Below are 16,342 nucleotides of genomic sequence, written 5' to 3'. Positions count from 1 at the left end.
ATGTGTCCGGTCTGAACACCGGGAGAGGGGAGAAAACCATAGGGATTCTCAGGCGAAGTGGCAGACGTAGTCGAGCGTCTCGCTCACTTCGATATCGAAGCTGCTGTTGCCCGGAACGTCGAATTGCTGGCCGGCGCCATAGGTCTTCCACTCGTCCGAGCCGGCCAGGCGCACGCGGCAGCTGCCCGCATTGATTTCCATGATCTCGGGAGCGCCCGTGTTGAAGGTCAGCGCGGACGGGAAGATCACGCCCAGCGTCTTGCGCGTGCCGTCGGCGAACAGCACCGTGTGGCTCACGCACTTGCCATCGAAATACAGGTTCGCCTTCTTGACCACGGACACGTTGTCGAACTGGCTCATCTCAATCTCCTCGAATCGTTGGGTTTCGTAAAATCGGCAGGCGTAAAAAAGGGAGCCCGTCTCGGCCCCCTTTGATTGGCTCCGGCGTCAGCTCAATAGCGGCCGCAGAGCAGGTATTCCATCAGCGCCTTCTGCACGTGCAGACGGTTTTCCGCTTCTTCCCAGACCACGCTGCGCGGGCCGTCGATAACAGCAGCTTCCACTTCCTCGCCGCGGTGGGCGGGCAGGCAGTGCATGAACAGTGCATCGTCGGCAGCGCGGTCCATCATTGCCGTGGTCACCATCCAGTCCTTGAACGCGCGCTTGCGTGCGTCGTTCTCGGCCTCGAAGCCCATGCTGGTCCATACGTCGGTGGTAACCAGGTGAGCACCCTGGCAGGCGTCCAGCGGGTTTGCGAACACCTTCACGCGCGGCGCGGCCCAGTCCGGCACCATCGCCGGATCGAGCTGATATCCCGGCGGCGCGGAAAAGTGGAACGTGAAATCCAGGCGCTCGGCGGCCTGGATCCAGGTGTAGGCCATGTTGTTGGCATCGCCGATCCACGCCACAGTCTTGCCGGCGATGCTGCCGCGCTGCTCGATGTACGTGAACACGTCGGCCAGCACCTGGCACGGGTGGTATTCGTTGGTCAGCCCGTTGATCACCGGCACGCGCGAATGCTTGGCGAAGCGGTCGATGATGTCCTGTCCGAACGTGCGGATCATGATGATGTCGACCATGCGCGAGATCACCTGGGCGGCGTCTTCGATCGGTTCGCCGCGGCCAAGCTGCGAATCACGCGTGTTCAGGAACACCGCGTGGCCGCCGAGCTGGTGAATGCCGGCTTCGAACGACAGGCGCGTGCGCGTGGAATTCTTCTCGAAGATCATGGCCAGCGTGCGGTCATGCAGCGGGTGCCATGTCTCGTAGTTCTTGAACTTCGCCTTGAGGATCCGCGCGCGGTCCAGCAGGTACTCGTACTCGTCGGCACTGAGGTCGCTGAACTGGAGGTAATGCTTGATCGGGGTTGGGCTCATAAAACAAAGAAGGCGGCTCGGTTGGGACACGCGGCCCGGATGCCGGTTGGGACGATCCTGAAGGGCCAGAGCGTGTCGCGGAGCCGCCTTTCGCGTCGCTTACGCAATGTAATTGCAAGAATCATAAGGGATTATTCCTGCTTTGGCGAGCCCGGGCCGCCGCCCGGCCGAACGCGGACGGACCGCCATTGACAGGTTCCCGACAGGATTTCGTTCTATGCGCAAGTCTTATATAAGATATAATACTCGCTGATTCACGCGGGGCCCGGCATACCCATGCCACCGCCCGCCGCCGGCATCAAAAGTGCCCCCGCCGACACGACCGCCCCGCTGTCCAAGCCCGGATGCGTGCGAACCATCGCGCACCGGATGCATCAAACGGGCGCCCGTTGAAGCGGGTTTACCGTCGAGTCACCAAGCAGATCCCCGCAGTCCCATGACGACCCCCCAAGTTCGCGAATATTTCATCCAAGGCATTACCAAGGAAGGCAAGACCTTCCGCCCGAGCGACTGGGCAGAGCGACTGTGTGGAGTGATGGCGCAATTCCGCCCCGAAGGTGACACCGGCGACCCCCGCCTGACCTACTCGCCGTATGTGCGGCCGATGATCGTGGCCGGCGTCAAGAACGTGGTGGTGGATACCCGCCTGCGCGACATCGAGCCCAAGGCGCTCGATTTCGTGCTCAACTTTGCGCGCGACAACAACCTTCAGGTGGTCGAGGCCTGCTCCGTGGGCGACTAAGGCAAACAACAAGGCAAGCAACAATGCAAGAAAATGCTGGCCCGGGTGACCCGGGCTGCAGCATCTAAGCCGGCCAGGAGCATCAAACAGGCCAGCCAGAAAACAAAAAAGCTCGTCGGATGACGAGCTTTTTTGTACTACTGGACCACCGAAGTGGTCCGGGCAGCTATCAGGCAGCCATGGCCTTGATGGCAGCCGACAGGCGCGACTTGTGACGTGCAGCCTTGTTCTTGTGCACGATCTTCTTGTCAGCGATGCTGTCGATCACGGTCTGCGACTGCTTGAAGATCTCAGCAGCAGCGGCCTTGTCGCCGGCGTCGATAGCCTTGCGAACAGCCTTGACGGCCGTGCGCAGACGCGAGCGCAGGCTGGAGTTGTGGGAGTTCGCGGCGACGGCTTGGCGCGCGCGCTTGCGAGCTTGTGCGGAATTTGCCATGTATCTCTTCCTGAATTCAGAATGCGCGCCCGGGGCGACGCAAAAATATGGGACGCAACAATTAAGTCACATCTGCGACCCGGGATGTTCGGACAAACGAATCCGGAACGCGACTGTCCTTGCGAATCGGCGATTATACACACAAGCCAGCGCCTCAAGCAAGGACAAACCGTACCCGTCTTACTACGGTCTCCCAGACCGCAAGGCTGGCCACGGCCGATCCGTATAATAGCCGCCACATTCGCCGCCCGCCGCGAGAAGAAGCGTGGCGCTGCGGCAACTTTACGGCCTGGCAGGCGTCTCAAACCCGTTTGCCTGCCCGGCGCGAGCCGTGCGCCTGTCCCACGCTTCCCCGAATTCTCACCTTGAACCTGCTTAAAGCGCTTGCCACCATCAGCAGCCTGACGATGCTTTCGCGCATCACGGGCCTGGTGCGCGAAATCCTGATCGCCCGGGCGTTCGGCGCCTCGGACATGACCGACGCCTTCAACGTGGCGTTCCGCATCCCCAACCTGCTGCGCCGCATCTTTGCCGAAGGCGCGTTCTCGCAGGCGTTCGTGCCGATCCTGAACGAGTACCACGGCAAACGCGGCCATGACGAGACCATGAGGCTGGTCGACGCCGTGGCCACGGTGATGACATGGGTGCTGGCCGGCGTGTCGCTGCTCGGCGTGATCGGCGCGCCGATCGTCATGACCGTGGTGGCCACGGGCTTCCGCGGCGAATCCGAGACCTACAACTCCGCCGTCTTCATGACGCGCGTGATGTTCCCCTACATCGGCCTGATCTCGATGGTGGCACTGGCCTCGGGCATCCTGAACACGTGGCGCAACTTCGCGGTGCCGGCGTTCACACCCGTCCTGCTGAATATCTGCCTGATCGTGGCCGCGCTGTTCGTGGGGCCGCACATGAGCCAGCCGATCTATGCGCAGGCGTGGGGCGTGCTGGTCGGCGGCGTGCTGCAGCTTGTGATCCAGGTCCCCGCCATGCGCAAGCTGGGCGTGATGCCACGCGTGTCGCTGGACGTGCACGCGGCGTGGGCCAATCCCGGGGTGCGGCGCGTGATCCGGCAGATGCTGCCGGCGCTGCTGGCGGTCTCCGTGGCGCAGATCAGCCTGATCATCAACACCAACATCGCGTCGCGGCTGGGCGCCGGTGCGGTGTCGTACATCACTTATGCAGACCGGCTGATGGAATTTCCGACGGCGCTGCTGGGCGTGGCGCTTGGCACGATCCTGCTGCCCAGCCTGTCACGGGCCAGCGCCGAGGACAATCGCGACGAGTATTCCGGCCTGCTCGACTGGGGCCTGCGCCTGACCTTCCTGCTGGCGCTGCCTTGCGCGGCCGGGCTGATGCTGTTCGGCACGCCGCTGACGTCCGTGCTGTTCCACTACGGCCGGTTCGATAGCCATGCCGTCGAGATGACGCGCCAGGCACTGGCCACGTATGGCGTGGGCCTGCTCGCGCTGATTCTGATCAAGATCCTGACGCCGGGCTTTTACGCCCGCCAGGACATCCGCACGCCGGTCAAGATCGCCATCCTCGTGCTGATCATCACGCAGGCGTCGAACTATGTCTTCGTGCCGATGCTGGGTCATGCGGGCCTGCCGCTGTCGATCAGCTTTGGCGCCACGGTCAATGCGCTGCTGCTGTTCTTCGGCCTGCGCCGCCGTGGCTACTACCACCCGGCACCGGGCTGGGGCCTGTTCCTGCTGCGCCTGGCGGCCGCGATGCTGATCCTGTCGGGCATGCTGCTCTGGTTCGCGCGCAACTTCGACTGGATTGCGCTGGGCGCCACGCCGGGGCTGCGCATCGCGCTGATGGCCGCCTGCATGGTACTTGCAGCGGCTGTCTACTTCGGTACACTGTGGCTCATGGGCCTGCGCTACGGGGCCTTCCGGCGCCGCGCCGGCTAGTCAGGAACTGCCATGACCTCCACGAAAGTCCTGGATTACTTCGCCAGCCTCGTGGCCGACGACGACGCGATTCCGCTTACGGAAACCGCGCTGGCAATTGCCCAGGACGCCTATCCGGACCTGGACCTGCAGGCCGAACTGGCCTCCCTGGATGTGCTTGCGCTGCGGCTCAAGCGCCGGATCGCGGAGGGCACGGCGGCCATCCAGCGCCTGCGCCTGCTCAATCATTTCTTCTATCGCGACCTCGGCTTCGGCCCCAACGCGAACGACTACTACGATCCGGACAATTCCCACCTGAACGTGGTGCTCAGGCAGCGGCGGGGCATCCCGATCTCGCTGGCCATCCTGTACATGGAACTCGGGCAGCAGATCGGCCTGCCGCTCAAGGGGGTTTCGTTCCCGAGCCACTTCCTGGTCCGCATGACGATCCCGGCAGGCGAAGTCGTGCTCGACCCGCTGACTGGGGAGACACTGTCAAGGGAACAACTGCAGGAAATGCTCGACCCCTATCTCGAACGCGAGGGGATCTCCGATTCGACCGAGGTGCCGCTGGGCCTGTTCCTGCACGTGGCCAGCCATCGCGAAATCATCGCGCGGATGCTGCGCAACCTGAAGGCGATCTATCTGCAGGAATCGCGCTGGCAGCGCCTGCTGGCGGTGCAGAACCGCCTGGTGATCCTGTTGCCCGATTCGATCGAGGAAGTGCGCGACCGGGGCCTGGCCTATGCCAACCTGGAGTGCTTCCGGCCGGCGCTGGAGGACCTGGAAGCCTACGTCCAGGCCCGCCCCGATGCGGCCGACACGACGCAGATCCGCGATCGCATGCCGGCCCTGAGGATGATGAGCCGCAGCATCAGCTAGCGGCCCGGGCTCCCGCCCTGATCACGAAGCGCGCGAGCCGCGCGTCTTGCCGCGCACCAGCTTCCACAGCCCGCCCAGCACCAGCGGCACCACCGCCGCGCCGATACCGGCCAGCACGATCAGGTTCAGGTACTGCTTGATGAACGGCAGATTGCCGAAGTAGTAGCCGCCGAACACCAGGCCGAACACCCAGACCAGCGCGCCAATCAGGTTGAACATCTGGAAACGCGCGAACGTCATTTGCGACACCCCGGCCACGAACGGCGCGAACGTGCGCACGATCGGGATGAAGCGCGCCATCACCAGCGTCTTGCCGCCGTGCCGCTCATAGAAGTCATGTGTCCGGCGCAGGGCCTGCTGGTCCAGGAAGCGCCAGTGATGATCGAACACCTTCGGCCCGATCCAGCTGCCCACCAGATAGTTGACCGTATTCCCCGTGACTGCGGCGGTCAGCAGCAACCCGGCCAGCGCCCATTCGTTCATCGCGCCGGTTGCGCACATGGCGCCGGCAATGAACAGCAGCGAGTCACCCGGCAGGAACGGCAGCACCACGAGGCCGGTTTCGGCAAAGACGATCGCGAACAGGATGCCGTAGACCCAGACGCCATAGTCCTGGACGAACTGCCCCAGAAATTTGTCGACATGGAGAATCATGTCGACCAGTTGCAATACGGTATCCAAGTTTGTCCCCGTTCAATGAAGGTCCACATCATACAAGAGCGCCCGGCCTGATCCGTCACCTGCCGACAAAAAGTGTGGCAGATAACTGTGCCGGAATCGTGTCCACCGACACGTATAATCGCCCGCATGCCAGCCGACGTCACCACCAGTTCCCATCCTCGCACCGCCCAGCCCAGCCGCCCCATCCGCCCGCTGCCGGACCAGTTGATCAGCCAGATCGCCGCCGGCGAAGTGGTGGAACGGCCTGCATCGGTAGTCAAGGAACTGCTCGAGAATGCACTCGATGCCGGCAGCACGCAATTAGGCGTGCGGCTGGAGGAAGGCGGCGTGCGGCGCATCGTCATCACCGACAACGGCTGCGGCATTCCTGCCGACGAACTGCCCGTTGCGTTGATGCGTCACGCCACCAGCAAGATCGCCTCGCTGGACGAACTCGAATCGGTCCTGACGCTCGGCTTCCGCGGCGAGGCGCTGGCGTCCATTGCCTCCGTCTCCCACCTTGTGCTGACCAGTCGCACGGCCAGCGCGGCGCATGCCACGCAGGTCAGCGCCGACACCGGCCACCTGCAGCCCGCTTCGGGCGGGGTTGGCACGATGGTCGACGTGCAGCACCTCTACTTCAACACGCCAGCGCGCAGAAAGTTCCTGAAATCGGAGCAAACGGAGCTGGGGCATTGCCTGGAGATGATCCGCCGCGTTGCGCTGGCCCGGCCAGATGTCACGATCTCGGTTCACCACAACGGCAAACCGCTCGAACACTGGAATGCCGGCGACGTAGCCACGCGCACGGCGCAGGTGCTCGGCGGCGACTTCGCGCGAGCCCGCCTGCCGCTGGACGAGCAGGCCGACGCGCTGCACCTCTACGGCTTTGCCGGCCTGCCCACGGCGTCGCGCGGCCGGCCGGACCAGCAGTATTTCTTCGTCAATGGCCGCTTCGTGCGCGACAAGCTGCTCAACCACGCGGTACGCAGCGCCTACCAGGACGTGCTGCATGGCGACCGGTTCCCGTCGTACGTGCTCTGCCTGGACCTGCCGCCCGAGCTGGTCGATGTGAACGTCCACCCGTCGAAGATCGAAGTCCGCTTCCGCGAATCGCGCGCGGTGCACCAGTTTGTCTATCACGCAGTGCAGCGTTGCCTGGCGCGTCAGGCCGGCGAGCAGGGCGACAGCCTGCATTCCGAAATCGGCGATGAACCGGACCGGCCATCGATGCCCGTCCCCCGCCCTGCCGGTGCCGCTGGCGCCGCTGGTGCTTCAGGCGCCCCAGGTGTGCCGGGCGCCGCGCCGCAGTGGGTCAACTATTCGGCTGGACGCCAGACCGAGCTGGGCATCGCGCAACCGCGCCAGGCCTACCTTGGCATGGTCCGCGACGCCGCGGGGCAAGGCAGCGCGCGGCCCTGGCAGCCATCGTCGCAACCGCCGGCATGGCTGGCCGATGCGCAAGCTTCCCGTGCCGACGAGCCGCCCGGTTTGCTCGACCGATTACCAGCGCAGCCTCAGCAGCCATCCACCCTGCCCTCGGCAGACGATGCGGACGCCGGAGACGACGACCACCCGCTCGGCTACGCGGTTGCCCAGTTGCATGGCATATACGTGCTGGCGCAGAACGCACGCGGGCTTGTGCTGGTGGATATGCACGCAGCGCACGAACGCATCCTCTACGAACAGATCAAGACCGGTCTCGACGCACGCGAACTGGCGGTGCAGCCGCTGCTGATCCCGGTCACGCTGCCGGCCAGCCCGGTGGAAGTCGGCGCGGCCGAGGAGCATCAGCAAACGCTGCAGCTGCTCGGCTTCGACATTACGCCCGTGTCTCCCACCACGCTTGCCGTGCGCGCGATTCCCGCGCTGCTCAAGCAGGCCGATACCGAGGCGCTGGCGCGCGACGTGCTGCGCGACCTGCAAGCCTATGGCGGCTCGCGCGTGCTGGCCGAGCGCCAGAATGAGTTGCTGGCCACGCTGGCCTGCCACAGCGCCGTGCGCGCCAATCGCAAGCTGACGCTCGAGGAAATGAACGCGCTGCTGCGCCAGATGGAGCAGACCGAGCGCGCCGACCAGTGCAACCATGGCCGACCGACCTGGGTACAACTGACCGTCGCCGAACTCGACCGCCTGTTCCTGCGCGGCCAGTAATCCCGTTCCAGCTTCAAGATGTCCGCACAGTCCCATCCGCCAGTCGTCTGCCTGCTCGGCCCCACCGCATCGGGCAAGACGGCAGCCGCACTCGAACTGGCCGCACGCACGCCGGTCGAGATCATCAGCCTGGACTCGGCGCTGGTCTATCGAGAGATGGATATCGGCACGGCCAAACCCACGCGGGAAGAACTGGCCAGCGTGCCGCATCACCTGATCGACATCATCGATCCGCTTGAAAGCTATTCGGCCGCCCAGTTCGTGACCGATGCGGAACGGCTGATCGGCGAGATCCGCGCGCGCGGCCGCACACCGCTGATCGTTGGCGGCACGATGCTGTACTACAAGGCGCTGACCCAGGGCCTGAACGATCTGCCGCAAGCCGATACCGCCGTGCGCGCCGAACTCGATGCGCTGGCGGCCGAGCGCGGCTGGCCGGCGCTGCATGCGATGCTGGCCGAAGTGGACCCGGTCACTGCCGCGCGGCTCGCGCCCAATGATGCGCAGCGCATCCAGCGCGCGCTGGAAATCCATCGCCTCAGCGGCCAGCCGATGTCGGCGCTGCTGGCGCGCCAGGCCGACGCACGCACGTTCACGGGCGCAGCCGATGCGCGCTATCGCGTGATCGCCCTGGAGCCCTCGGATCGCGCCGTGCTGCACACGCGCATTGCAAACCGCTTCGATGCAATGCTTGAAGGCGGACTGATCGAGGAAGTCGGACGGCTGCGCGCGCGCGGCGACCTGCATCCGGGGCTGCCGTCGATCCGCTGCGTGGGCTACCGCCAGGTCTGGGAGTACCTCGATGGCGATTGCGACTACAGCACGATGCGCGAGCGCGGTGTCGCTGCCACGCGCCAGCTATGCAAGCGGCAACTGACGTGGCTGCGCAGCACGCCGGAACGCGTCAGCATCGACTGCCTTGCCACAGACTACGTTGCACAGGTCGCCCTCGCGGCAGGGTGGTGACACCATGCCCGGTGAACGATAATCGCCGGTCACGCCCCTATCGCTTACGCCCCTTCCCCTTACGCCAGATGACTACATTCACGATCCGCCCCGCCGCGCCCACAGACAGCGAAACCCTGTTCCGCCTGATCTCCGCGCTGGCCGAATACGAAAAGCTCACGCACCTGGTGGAAGCCACGCCGCAGAAGCTATGCGATGCGCTGTTCGGCGCGCATCCGGGCGCCGAGGCCGTGGTCGTCGAAGTGGATACCGACGGCAGCAGGCTGGCGGTCGGCTTCGCGCTGTTCTTCCACAATTTCTCGACATTCCTGGCCAAGCCGGGGCTCTACCTGGAAGACCTGTTCGTCGACCCGGCGTGGCGCGGCCATGGACTCGGCAAGGCATTGCTCAAGCATCTGGCGGCGCTGGCCGTGGAGCGCGGCTGCGGACGTTTCGAATGGTCGGTACTCGACTGGAACCAGCCGTCGATCGATTTCTATCAGGCGATGGGGGCGGACGTGATGCCGGACTGGCGGATCTGCCGCGTCACGGGAGAAGCTTTGACGAAGCTCGGTTCGGAGTAACGAACCTCGGAGGGTGCCCCCCTCTCCCACGTCGTGGGAGAGGGGAGAAAACACAAGCAAGATCTAACGATCAAACCACCACGGTCTGCGCCTGGCCTTCCGCGCGCTCGCGGATTTCGCCGATCTGCCACACGGCTTCGCCGGCGGCCTGCAGGTGGCGGATCGCGCGTTCAGCGTCTTCCTTGGCCACGATCACGACCATGCCGATACCGCAGTTGAACACGCGGTGCATTTCGGCGTCGGCCACGTTGCCCTGCGCCTGCAGCCACTGGAACAGCGGCGGCAGCGTCCAGGCGTCCTTCTGGATCACGGCGGTCAGGTTGTCGGCCAGCACGCGCGGCACGTTCTCGGTCAGGCCACCACCGGTGATGTGAGCCATGCCCTTGACCGGCAGCGTATCGATCAGCGACAGCAGCGGCTTCACGTAGATGCGCGTGGGCGCCATGATGGCGTCCTGCAGGCGCTGGCCGTGGAAGTCGGCGTTCAGGTCCGGCTTTGCCACGTCGATGATCTTGCGCACGAGCGAGTAACCGTTCGAATGCGCGCCCGACGATGCCAGGCCCAGCACTACGTCGCCCGGGACGATCGTGGTGCCGTCGATGATCTTCTTCTTTTCCACGGCGCCGACCGCAAAACCGGCCAAGTCGTATTCGCCGTCCGGATACATGCTCGGCATCTCGGCGGTTTCGCCGCCGATCAGCGCGCAGCCGGCCAGTTCACAGCCATGGGCGATGCCCTGGATCACCGTGGCGGCGGTGTCCACGTCGAGCTTGCCGCAGGCGAAGTAGTCGAGGAAGAACAGCGGCTCGGCGCCCTGCACGAGGATGTCGTTGACGCTCATCGCCACCAGGTCCTGGCCCACCGTGTCATGGCGGTTGAGCTGGAATGCCAGCTTGAGCTTGGTGCCCACGCCGTCGGTGCCCGAAACCAGCACCGGCTCCTGATACTTCTTCGACAGTTCGAACAGCGCGCCGAAACCGCCGATACCGGCCATCACGCCTTCGCGCATGGTGCGCTTGGCAAACGGCTTGATGCGGTCAACCAGCGCGTCGCCGGCATCGATGTCAACACCGGCGTCGCGGTAGGAAAGGCCTGCCTGGCCGGCGGTCGGGGATGCGCTCATGAGAACCTGCTTGTCTTTGAGGAGGTGAAGTGTGGAATCCGGCGCTCGGCTGGAGGCACCTCGGGCCGGGTGGGCGCGGAGGGCGGGCGCGAGTCCTGCAAGTTCGGGGATATCCCGAAAGCCGGCATTTTACCGTAGGCGCGTCAGGCTTCCAATCGAACCTGACCGACAGGACCGCCAAACGCCGCGCAGGTGCCCAAGGCATGGCGGCCGTCCGCCCGTATTCCAGTAGAATCGCAACTTTACCGATACATACAGCAGGCTCCAGGTGACCAGCGTTCGCGGTCATACCCGCCAAGCCGCAGAAATACGGGCAAGTAACGCATTCGTCATGTCACCGCGTCAAAAGCAGCTCTCGCTTGAACTGGGCAGCCCGCCGCCGTCCACGTTCGAGAACTTCTTCGTGGCCGCCAATCGCGAGTCCGTGCAGCGCCTGCGCGAACTGCCGGGCCTGGTCGCGCGCGAGCAAGCCACCGACCGCCTGATCTACCTGTGGGGCGAAGGCGGCTCGGGCCGCACGCACATGCTGCATGCCGTATGCGACGCAGCACTGCACACCGGCCTGAACTGCCGCTACCTGAGCCCGCACCACGCGTTGTCCGACTTCATCTTCGACCCGTCCTGCCAGATCTACACGGTGGACGATGTCGAACTGCTCGACGAAGCCCGTCAGATCGCGGTGTTCTCGCTGTACAACGAGGTCCGCGCGCATGTGCGTTGCGCGCTGGTTGTGTCGGGCGGGCTGGCGCCGCGCGCCATGCCGGTACGTGAAGATTTGCGCACACGGCTTGGCTGGGGCCTGGTATATCAGGTCCAATCGCTGTCTGACGACGACAAGATGGCCGCGCTGGTGCAGGCCGCACGCGAGCGCGGCCTGCAGTTGTCCCCTGAAATCCCGCACTGGCTGGTCACGCGCCATTACCGCGACATGCCCAGCCTGATGGCGCTGCTTGACGCGCTCGACACCTATTCGCTCGAACGCAAGCGCGCGGTGACGTTGCCGCTGCTGCGCGAAATGTTCGCCGAATTCCGGGAGTAATCGCCTGCCGTGCCAGGCCACCATGCCAGGCACGAAACCCGCTCATGCCCCGCACGAGCCGCCCGAACAGCTGCACAGTCGGACAGCCGCCGCCCGGCCCCGACTGCCTGTTGCACACTCATGTAAAATCGCGCCCCATGAATCTGGCACTGTTTGACCTCGACCACACCCTGATCCCGACCGATAGCGACCACGAATGGGGCCGCTTCCTGGTCCGCATGGGCGTCGTCGACGAGGAATCGTATCGTCGCAAGAACGACGAGTTTTACAGCCAATACAAGGCTGGCACGCTCGATATCCAGGCTTTCCTGCGCTTTGCGCTGGCGCCGCTGGCGGACAACCCGCGCGACCGCCTGGACCAGTGGCGCGTGCGCTTCATGCACGAGGTCATCGAACCGGTCATCACCCCGCAGGCCCGGGCGCTGGTCTACAAACACCTGGAAGCCGGCGACCTGTGCGCCGTGGTGACGGCCACCAACAGCTTTGTTACCGCCCCGATTGCACAGGCATTCGGCATCAAGCACCTGATCGCCACCGAACCCGAGACGGTCGACGGCAAGCCCGACAGCGCCTTCACCGGCGAAGTCTTCGGCGTGCCGAGCTTCCGCGAAGGCAAGATCACACGCGTGGAAAACTGGCTGAAGAGCCTGGGCTCCCGGTGGGACGATTTCGGGTCGACGACGTTCTACAGCGATTCGGCCAACGACCTGCCGCTGCTCGAACGGGTCAGCGAGCCGGTGGCCGCCAACCCGGACGATCGCCTGCGCAACCATGCGGCCGCGGCCGGCTGGCGCATCATGGATCTGTTCTGACGTGATCAAGAAGCTCATCAATCGGCTGCTGGGCAAGCCGGGCCCCAAGCAACGCCGCACCGGACGTGCCCATTCGCAGCGCGTCGTCGGCGTGGAAGAACACCGTATCGACCCGGCGCTGATCTCGCGCAACGCGGTCAAGGTGACATCCACGCTGCAACAGGCCGGCTACCAGGCCTTTATCGTGGGCGGCGCCGTGCGCGACCTGCTGCTCGGCATCAAGCCGAAGGATTTCGACGTGGCGACCAACGCCACGCCCGAACAGGTGCAGGCGCTGTTCCGCCGCTCGCGCATCATCGGCCGGCGCTTCCAGATCGTGCACGTCACGTTCTACGGCGGCCGCGAGCAGGAAATCATTGAAGTCTCGACCTTCCGCGCGCTGGTCGATGCCGTCGCCAGCGAAACGTTGCCCGAGGGCCGCCGCCTGAAGCGTGCGGAACTCGACAGCAAGACCCATGCGATCGATGCCAGCGGCCGTGTGCTGCGCGACAACGTCTGGGGATCGCAGGCCGAAGACGCGGAACGCCGCGACTTCACGATCAACGCGATGTACTACGATCCGGCCGCGCAAACCGTGCATGACTACCATCACGGCATGGAAGACATCCGCGCGCGCACGCTGCGCATGATCGGCGATCCGGTCACGCGCTATCGCGAGGACCCGGTGCGCATGCTGCGCGTGGTGCGCTTCGCGGCCAAGACCGGCTTTTCGATCGACGAGCACACGCGCGAGCCGATTGCCGGCCTGGCCACGCTGATCCACAACGTGCCCAGCGCGCGCCTGTTCGACGAAATGCTCAAGCTGCTGATGTCCGGCCACGCCTGGGCATCGCTGCAGGAACTGCGCAAGGCCGGCCTGCACAAAGGCCTGCTGCCGCTGCTGGATGTGGCGCTGGAGCAGCCGATGGGCCACCGCTTTGTCCAGCTCGCGCTCGACAATACGGACCGCCGCGTTCAGGCAGGCAAGCCCGTATCGCCGGGTTTCCTGTTCGCATCGTTGCTCTGGCACCACGTATTGCAGCGCTGGACCAAGCTGCGCGAGCAAGGCGAGCATCCGATCGCCGCGCTCAATACGGCCATGGACATGGTGCTGGAAAAGCAGACGGGCCAGCTCGCGATCCAGCGGCGCTTTGTCACCGACATGCGCGATATCTGGGGCATGCAGCCGCGCTTCGAGAAACGTGTGGGCCGCATGCCGTTCCGCCTGTTGGAATCGCCGCGCTTCCGCGCCGGTTACGACTTCCTGCAGTTGCGCTGCGAGGCTGGCGAACAACCTGCGGAAGTGGGCCAGTGGTGGACCGACTTCCAGAATTCGCCGCCCGACCAGCGCGAGGCGATGATCGAGGCCGCGCGCCCGGCCCGCACCAAGGGTGGTCAGGGTGGCCAGGGTGGACAGAGCGGCCAGGGTGGACAGGGCGGCGCAAATGTTCCGGAAGGCGAGGAAGGCGACGCGCCGGCCCGCAAACGGCGCCGCCGACGCGGTCCGCGGAAATCAGATAAAGTGTCTTCCCGCAGCGAGGCGGATACGGCAGATGGAGGTCAGGCCGTAGCAGAGTCCAGCCGCGCCCAGCCGGAGGAATAATATGACGCTCGCCTTCATTGGCATCGGCGCCAATCTTGGTGACCCTCGCCAGGCCGTGAAAGACGCCATCGTGTGTCTGGCCCAGCAGGTCGGCATCACGATTGTTGCCAAGTCGTCGTTCTATCGCACTGCACCGATCGACGCCACGGGCGGGGACTACTTCAACGCCGTGGTGAAGATTGAAACGCCATTCACGGCGTCGCAGATCCTGCGTATCTGCCACCACATCGAAGACCAGTTCGGCCGGGAGCGCCCGTTTCGCAACGCACCGCGCACGCTCGACCTGGATCTGCTGCTGTTCGGGGCTGAGTCGATCAACACCGAAGTACTGACGGTGCCACATCCGCGCATTGCGGAGCGTGCATTCGTGCTGGTGCCGCTGGTCGAACTCGAACCCGAGCTTGAGATTCCGGGACTGGGCCGTGCGGCCGAATTCCTGCCGAACGTGCAGAGCCAGCGCATCGAAAAGTTTTCCTCGTGCAAGTGCTCGCGCATGCAGGAAGGCGGCGCGAAGCTGGCATGACCGCACCGGGCTGCGGCTGACCCATGCTCGATCATCTGCGTCGTATCGTCATCGAAGGCCCGGCCGGTTCCGGCAAGGCCGCGCTGGCCGAGCGCCTGGCGCGCTATCTCCATGCGGGCGAACTGCCCGACGGCGCGCGCAGCAATCCCTTCCTCGAACGTTTCCATCGCGAACCGCAGCGTTATGCGCTGCCGATGCAACTGGCCTGCCTGAACCAGCGTGTAAGCCAACTCCAGCAATGGCACGCGGCCATGCTCGCCGGCCAGCGCATGATCACCAACTTCCTGTACGCGCGCGACCGCCTCTACGCGTCGCTGACGCTCGAAGCCGACGAACTCGCGCTCTATGACGCGCTGGCGGCCCGGCTTCAGGTACCGGCGCAGCGCGTGGATCTGGTCATCATGCTGCAGGCTTCGCCCTCGCTGCTGCGCGAGCGGATTGCACGGCGCGGCCGGCCCGGCGAGAGCGGTATCGAGGAGCAGTACCTGCAGCGGCTCAGCGATGCCTATGGCGAGCTGTTCCACCGCTATGACGACGCCCCGGTACTGTTCGTCAATACGGCGCATTTCAACCCTGTGGACAACGACGTCGATTTCCGTACACTACTGTCGCGCATCGAGAACATGCGGGGCCGGAAGGCCTTTCTGAATCTCGCGGCGCCCTGAGTCGTCCCGAACCCCGGGGCGGTCCAGCACAAGATAACGACAGCCGGTCTCCCCGCCCTTCCGATGCGCGGGTCCGAACCGCACCAATCACGGGTACTGCCATGAGTTACCTTCTCGATCCCTCCCGTAAGACCGTCACCATCCCCAAACTGCAGGCCATGCGCGACGCCGGCGAAAAGATCGCCATGCTGACCGCCTACGATTCCAGCTTCGGCGCGCTGCTAGACCTGTGCGGCGTCGAGGTGATCCTGGTCGGCGATTCGCTCGGCAACGTGATGCAGGGCCAGCAGACCACGCTGCCCGTCACGCTCGAGCACATGGTCTATCACACCGAGTGCGTGTCACGCGGCAACCAGACCGCGCTGCTGATGGCCGACCTGCCGTTCGGCACCTATCCCACGCCCGAGAAGGCCTTCGAGAGCGCCGCCGCACTGATGCGGGCTGGCGCCCAGATGGTCAAGCTCGAAGGCGGCGAGTGGCTCGCGCCGACCGTGAAATTCCTGGTCGAGCGCAGCATTCCGGTGTGCGCGCACATCGGGCTGACGCCGCAGTCGGTGCACGCGCTCGGCGGTTTCAAGGTGCAAGGCAAGACCGACGAAGGCGCCGCGCAACTGAAGCGCGAGGCACTGGCGCTGCAGCAGGCCGGCGCACAGGTGATCCTCATGGAAGCGGTACCCGCCAAGCTGGCCGGTGAAGTGACGGCGCTACTGAAGGTGCCGACCATCGGCATCGGCGCGGGCGTCGATTGCTCGGGGCAGGTACTCGTGCTGCAGGACATGATCCACGTCTACCCCGGCCGCAAGGCGAAGTTCGTGCGCAACTTCATGGAGGGTCAGACCTCGATCGAAGCGGCGATCCGCGCGTATGTGGCGGCGGTGAAGGACGGCAGCTTCCCGGCTGTCGAGCACACGTTCTCGGCCTGAG

17 protein-coding genes are annotated in these 16,342 nt (G+C 64.9%); 12 read left to right on the top strand and 5 right to left on the bottom strand.

The window, feature by feature from the left end; translation table 11 throughout:
• Positions 1-48: 48 nt before the first annotated feature.
• Both B552_RS0106430 and argF read right to left on the bottom strand, forming a co-directional pair.
• Positions 49-360: a pyrimidine/purine nucleoside phosphorylase gene (locus B552_RS0106430; protein ID WP_019448185.1), complete on the bottom strand. Its 312-nt coding sequence runs from the start codon at positions 358-360 to the stop codon at positions 49-51.
• Between the two features lie 92 nt (positions 361-452).
• Positions 453-1,376 (bottom strand): ornithine carbamoyltransferase, encoded by a 924-nt coding sequence (gene argF, locus B552_RS0106425; RefSeq protein ID WP_019448184.1) that lies wholly within the window; start codon positions 1,374-1,376, stop codon positions 453-455.
• A gap of 436 nt (positions 1,377-1,812) precedes the next feature.
• Here argF and B552_RS0106420 point away from each other — a divergent pair, with 436 nt between their 5' ends.
• Positions 1,813-2,118, top strand: a complete 306-nt coding sequence (locus B552_RS0106420; RefSeq protein WP_019448183.1) for a DUF3579 domain-containing protein — start codon at positions 1,813-1,815, stop codon at positions 2,116-2,118.
• A gap of 169 nt (positions 2,119-2,287) precedes the next feature.
• Here B552_RS0106420 and rpsT read toward each other — a convergent pair whose 3' ends face one another.
• Positions 2,288-2,554 (bottom strand): 30S ribosomal protein S20, encoded by a 267-nt coding sequence (gene rpsT / locus B552_RS0106415; RefSeq protein WP_019448182.1) that lies wholly within the window; start codon positions 2,552-2,554, stop codon positions 2,288-2,290.
• Between the two features lie 365 nt (positions 2,555-2,919).
• Here rpsT and murJ point away from each other — a divergent pair, with 365 nt between their 5' ends.
• Both murJ and B552_RS0106405 read left to right on the top strand, forming a co-directional pair.
• On the top strand, positions 2,920-4,470 hold the full coding sequence (murJ, locus tag B552_RS0106410; RefSeq protein ID WP_019448181.1) for a murein biosynthesis integral membrane protein MurJ: 1,551 nt from the start codon (positions 2,920-2,922) through the stop codon (positions 4,468-4,470).
• Between the two features lie 12 nt (positions 4,471-4,482).
• Positions 4,483-5,331 carry a SirB1 family protein gene (locus B552_RS0106405; protein ID WP_019448180.1) on the top strand — a complete coding sequence of 283 codons (849 nt, stop codon included), beginning with the start codon at positions 4,483-4,485 and terminating at the stop codon, positions 5,329-5,331.
• A 21-nt stretch (positions 5,332-5,352) separates the two neighbouring features.
• Here B552_RS0106405 and B552_RS0106400 read toward each other — a convergent pair whose 3' ends face one another.
• On the bottom strand, positions 5,353-5,985 hold the full coding sequence (locus B552_RS0106400) for a VTT domain-containing protein (protein ID WP_193352174.1): 633 nt from the start codon (positions 5,983-5,985) through the stop codon (positions 5,353-5,355).
• Between the two features lie 153 nt (positions 5,986-6,138).
• Between B552_RS0106400 and mutL the strand changes: the two genes are divergently transcribed.
• The 3 genes from mutL (at position 6,139) to B552_RS0106385 (ending at position 9,674) form a co-directional block, all read left to right on the top strand.
• Positions 6,139-8,145, top strand: a complete 2,007-nt coding sequence (gene mutL / locus B552_RS0106395; RefSeq protein WP_019448178.1) for a DNA mismatch repair endonuclease MutL — start codon at positions 6,139-6,141, stop codon at positions 8,143-8,145.
• 18 nt (positions 8,146-8,163) lie between these two features.
• The gene (miaA, locus tag B552_RS0106390) at positions 8,164-9,111 is read left to right on the top strand and encodes a tRNA (adenosine(37)-N6)-dimethylallyltransferase MiaA (RefSeq protein ID WP_019448177.1); all 948 of its coding nucleotides are present in this window, start codon (positions 8,164-8,166) and stop codon (positions 9,109-9,111) included.
• A gap of 68 nt (positions 9,112-9,179) precedes the next feature.
• Positions 9,180-9,674 carry a GNAT family N-acetyltransferase gene (locus B552_RS0106385; protein WP_019448176.1) on the top strand — a complete coding sequence of 165 codons (495 nt, stop codon included), beginning with the start codon at positions 9,180-9,182 and terminating at the stop codon, positions 9,672-9,674.
• 70 nt (positions 9,675-9,744) lie between these two features.
• Here B552_RS0106385 and purM read toward each other — a convergent pair whose 3' ends face one another.
• On the bottom strand, positions 9,745-10,797 hold the full coding sequence (gene purM, locus B552_RS0106380; protein WP_019448175.1) for a phosphoribosylformylglycinamidine cyclo-ligase: 1,053 nt from the start codon (positions 10,795-10,797) through the stop codon (positions 9,745-9,747).
• A gap of 331 nt (positions 10,798-11,128) precedes the next feature.
• Between purM and hda the strand changes: the two genes are divergently transcribed.
• The 6 genes from hda (at position 11,129) to panB (ending at position 16,341) form a co-directional block, all read left to right on the top strand.
• Positions 11,129-11,836 carry a DnaA regulatory inactivator Hda gene (gene hda / locus B552_RS0106375; protein ID WP_019448174.1) on the top strand — a complete coding sequence of 236 codons (708 nt, stop codon included), beginning with the start codon at positions 11,129-11,131 and terminating at the stop codon, positions 11,834-11,836.
• 137 nt (positions 11,837-11,973) lie between these two features.
• A complete protein-coding gene (locus B552_RS0106370) occupies positions 11,974-12,648 on the top strand; it encodes an HAD family hydrolase (RefSeq protein WP_019448173.1) in 675 nt (224 codons plus the stop codon).
• 1 nt (position 12,649) lies between these two features.
• A complete protein-coding gene (gene pcnB / locus B552_RS0106365) occupies positions 12,650-14,230 on the top strand; it encodes a polynucleotide adenylyltransferase PcnB (RefSeq protein ID WP_026035386.1) in 1,581 nt (526 codons plus the stop codon).
• A 1-nt stretch (position 14,231) separates the two neighbouring features.
• Positions 14,232-14,753, top strand: a complete 522-nt coding sequence (folK, locus tag B552_RS0106360) for a 2-amino-4-hydroxy-6-hydroxymethyldihydropteridine diphosphokinase (RefSeq protein ID WP_019448171.1) — start codon at positions 14,232-14,234, stop codon at positions 14,751-14,753.
• Positions 14,754-14,776: 23 nt separating this feature from the next.
• On the top strand, positions 14,777-15,418 hold the full coding sequence (locus B552_RS0106355; protein WP_019448170.1) for a deoxynucleoside kinase: 642 nt from the start codon (positions 14,777-14,779) through the stop codon (positions 15,416-15,418).
• Positions 15,419-15,519: 101 nt separating this feature from the next.
• Entirely contained in the window at positions 15,520-16,341 is an 822-nt protein-coding gene (panB, locus tag B552_RS0106350; RefSeq protein ID WP_026035385.1) for a 3-methyl-2-oxobutanoate hydroxymethyltransferase, read from the top strand.
• The last annotated feature ends 1 nt before the right edge of the window (position 16,342 follow it).

This window comes from Cupriavidus sp. BIS7 (genome assembly GCF_000292345.1).
Classification (GTDB): domain Bacteria; phylum Pseudomonadota; class Gammaproteobacteria; order Burkholderiales; family Burkholderiaceae; genus Cupriavidus.
Note: the sequence above shows the minus strand (reverse complement) of the source record. Positions and strands in the feature narration are given on the sequence as shown.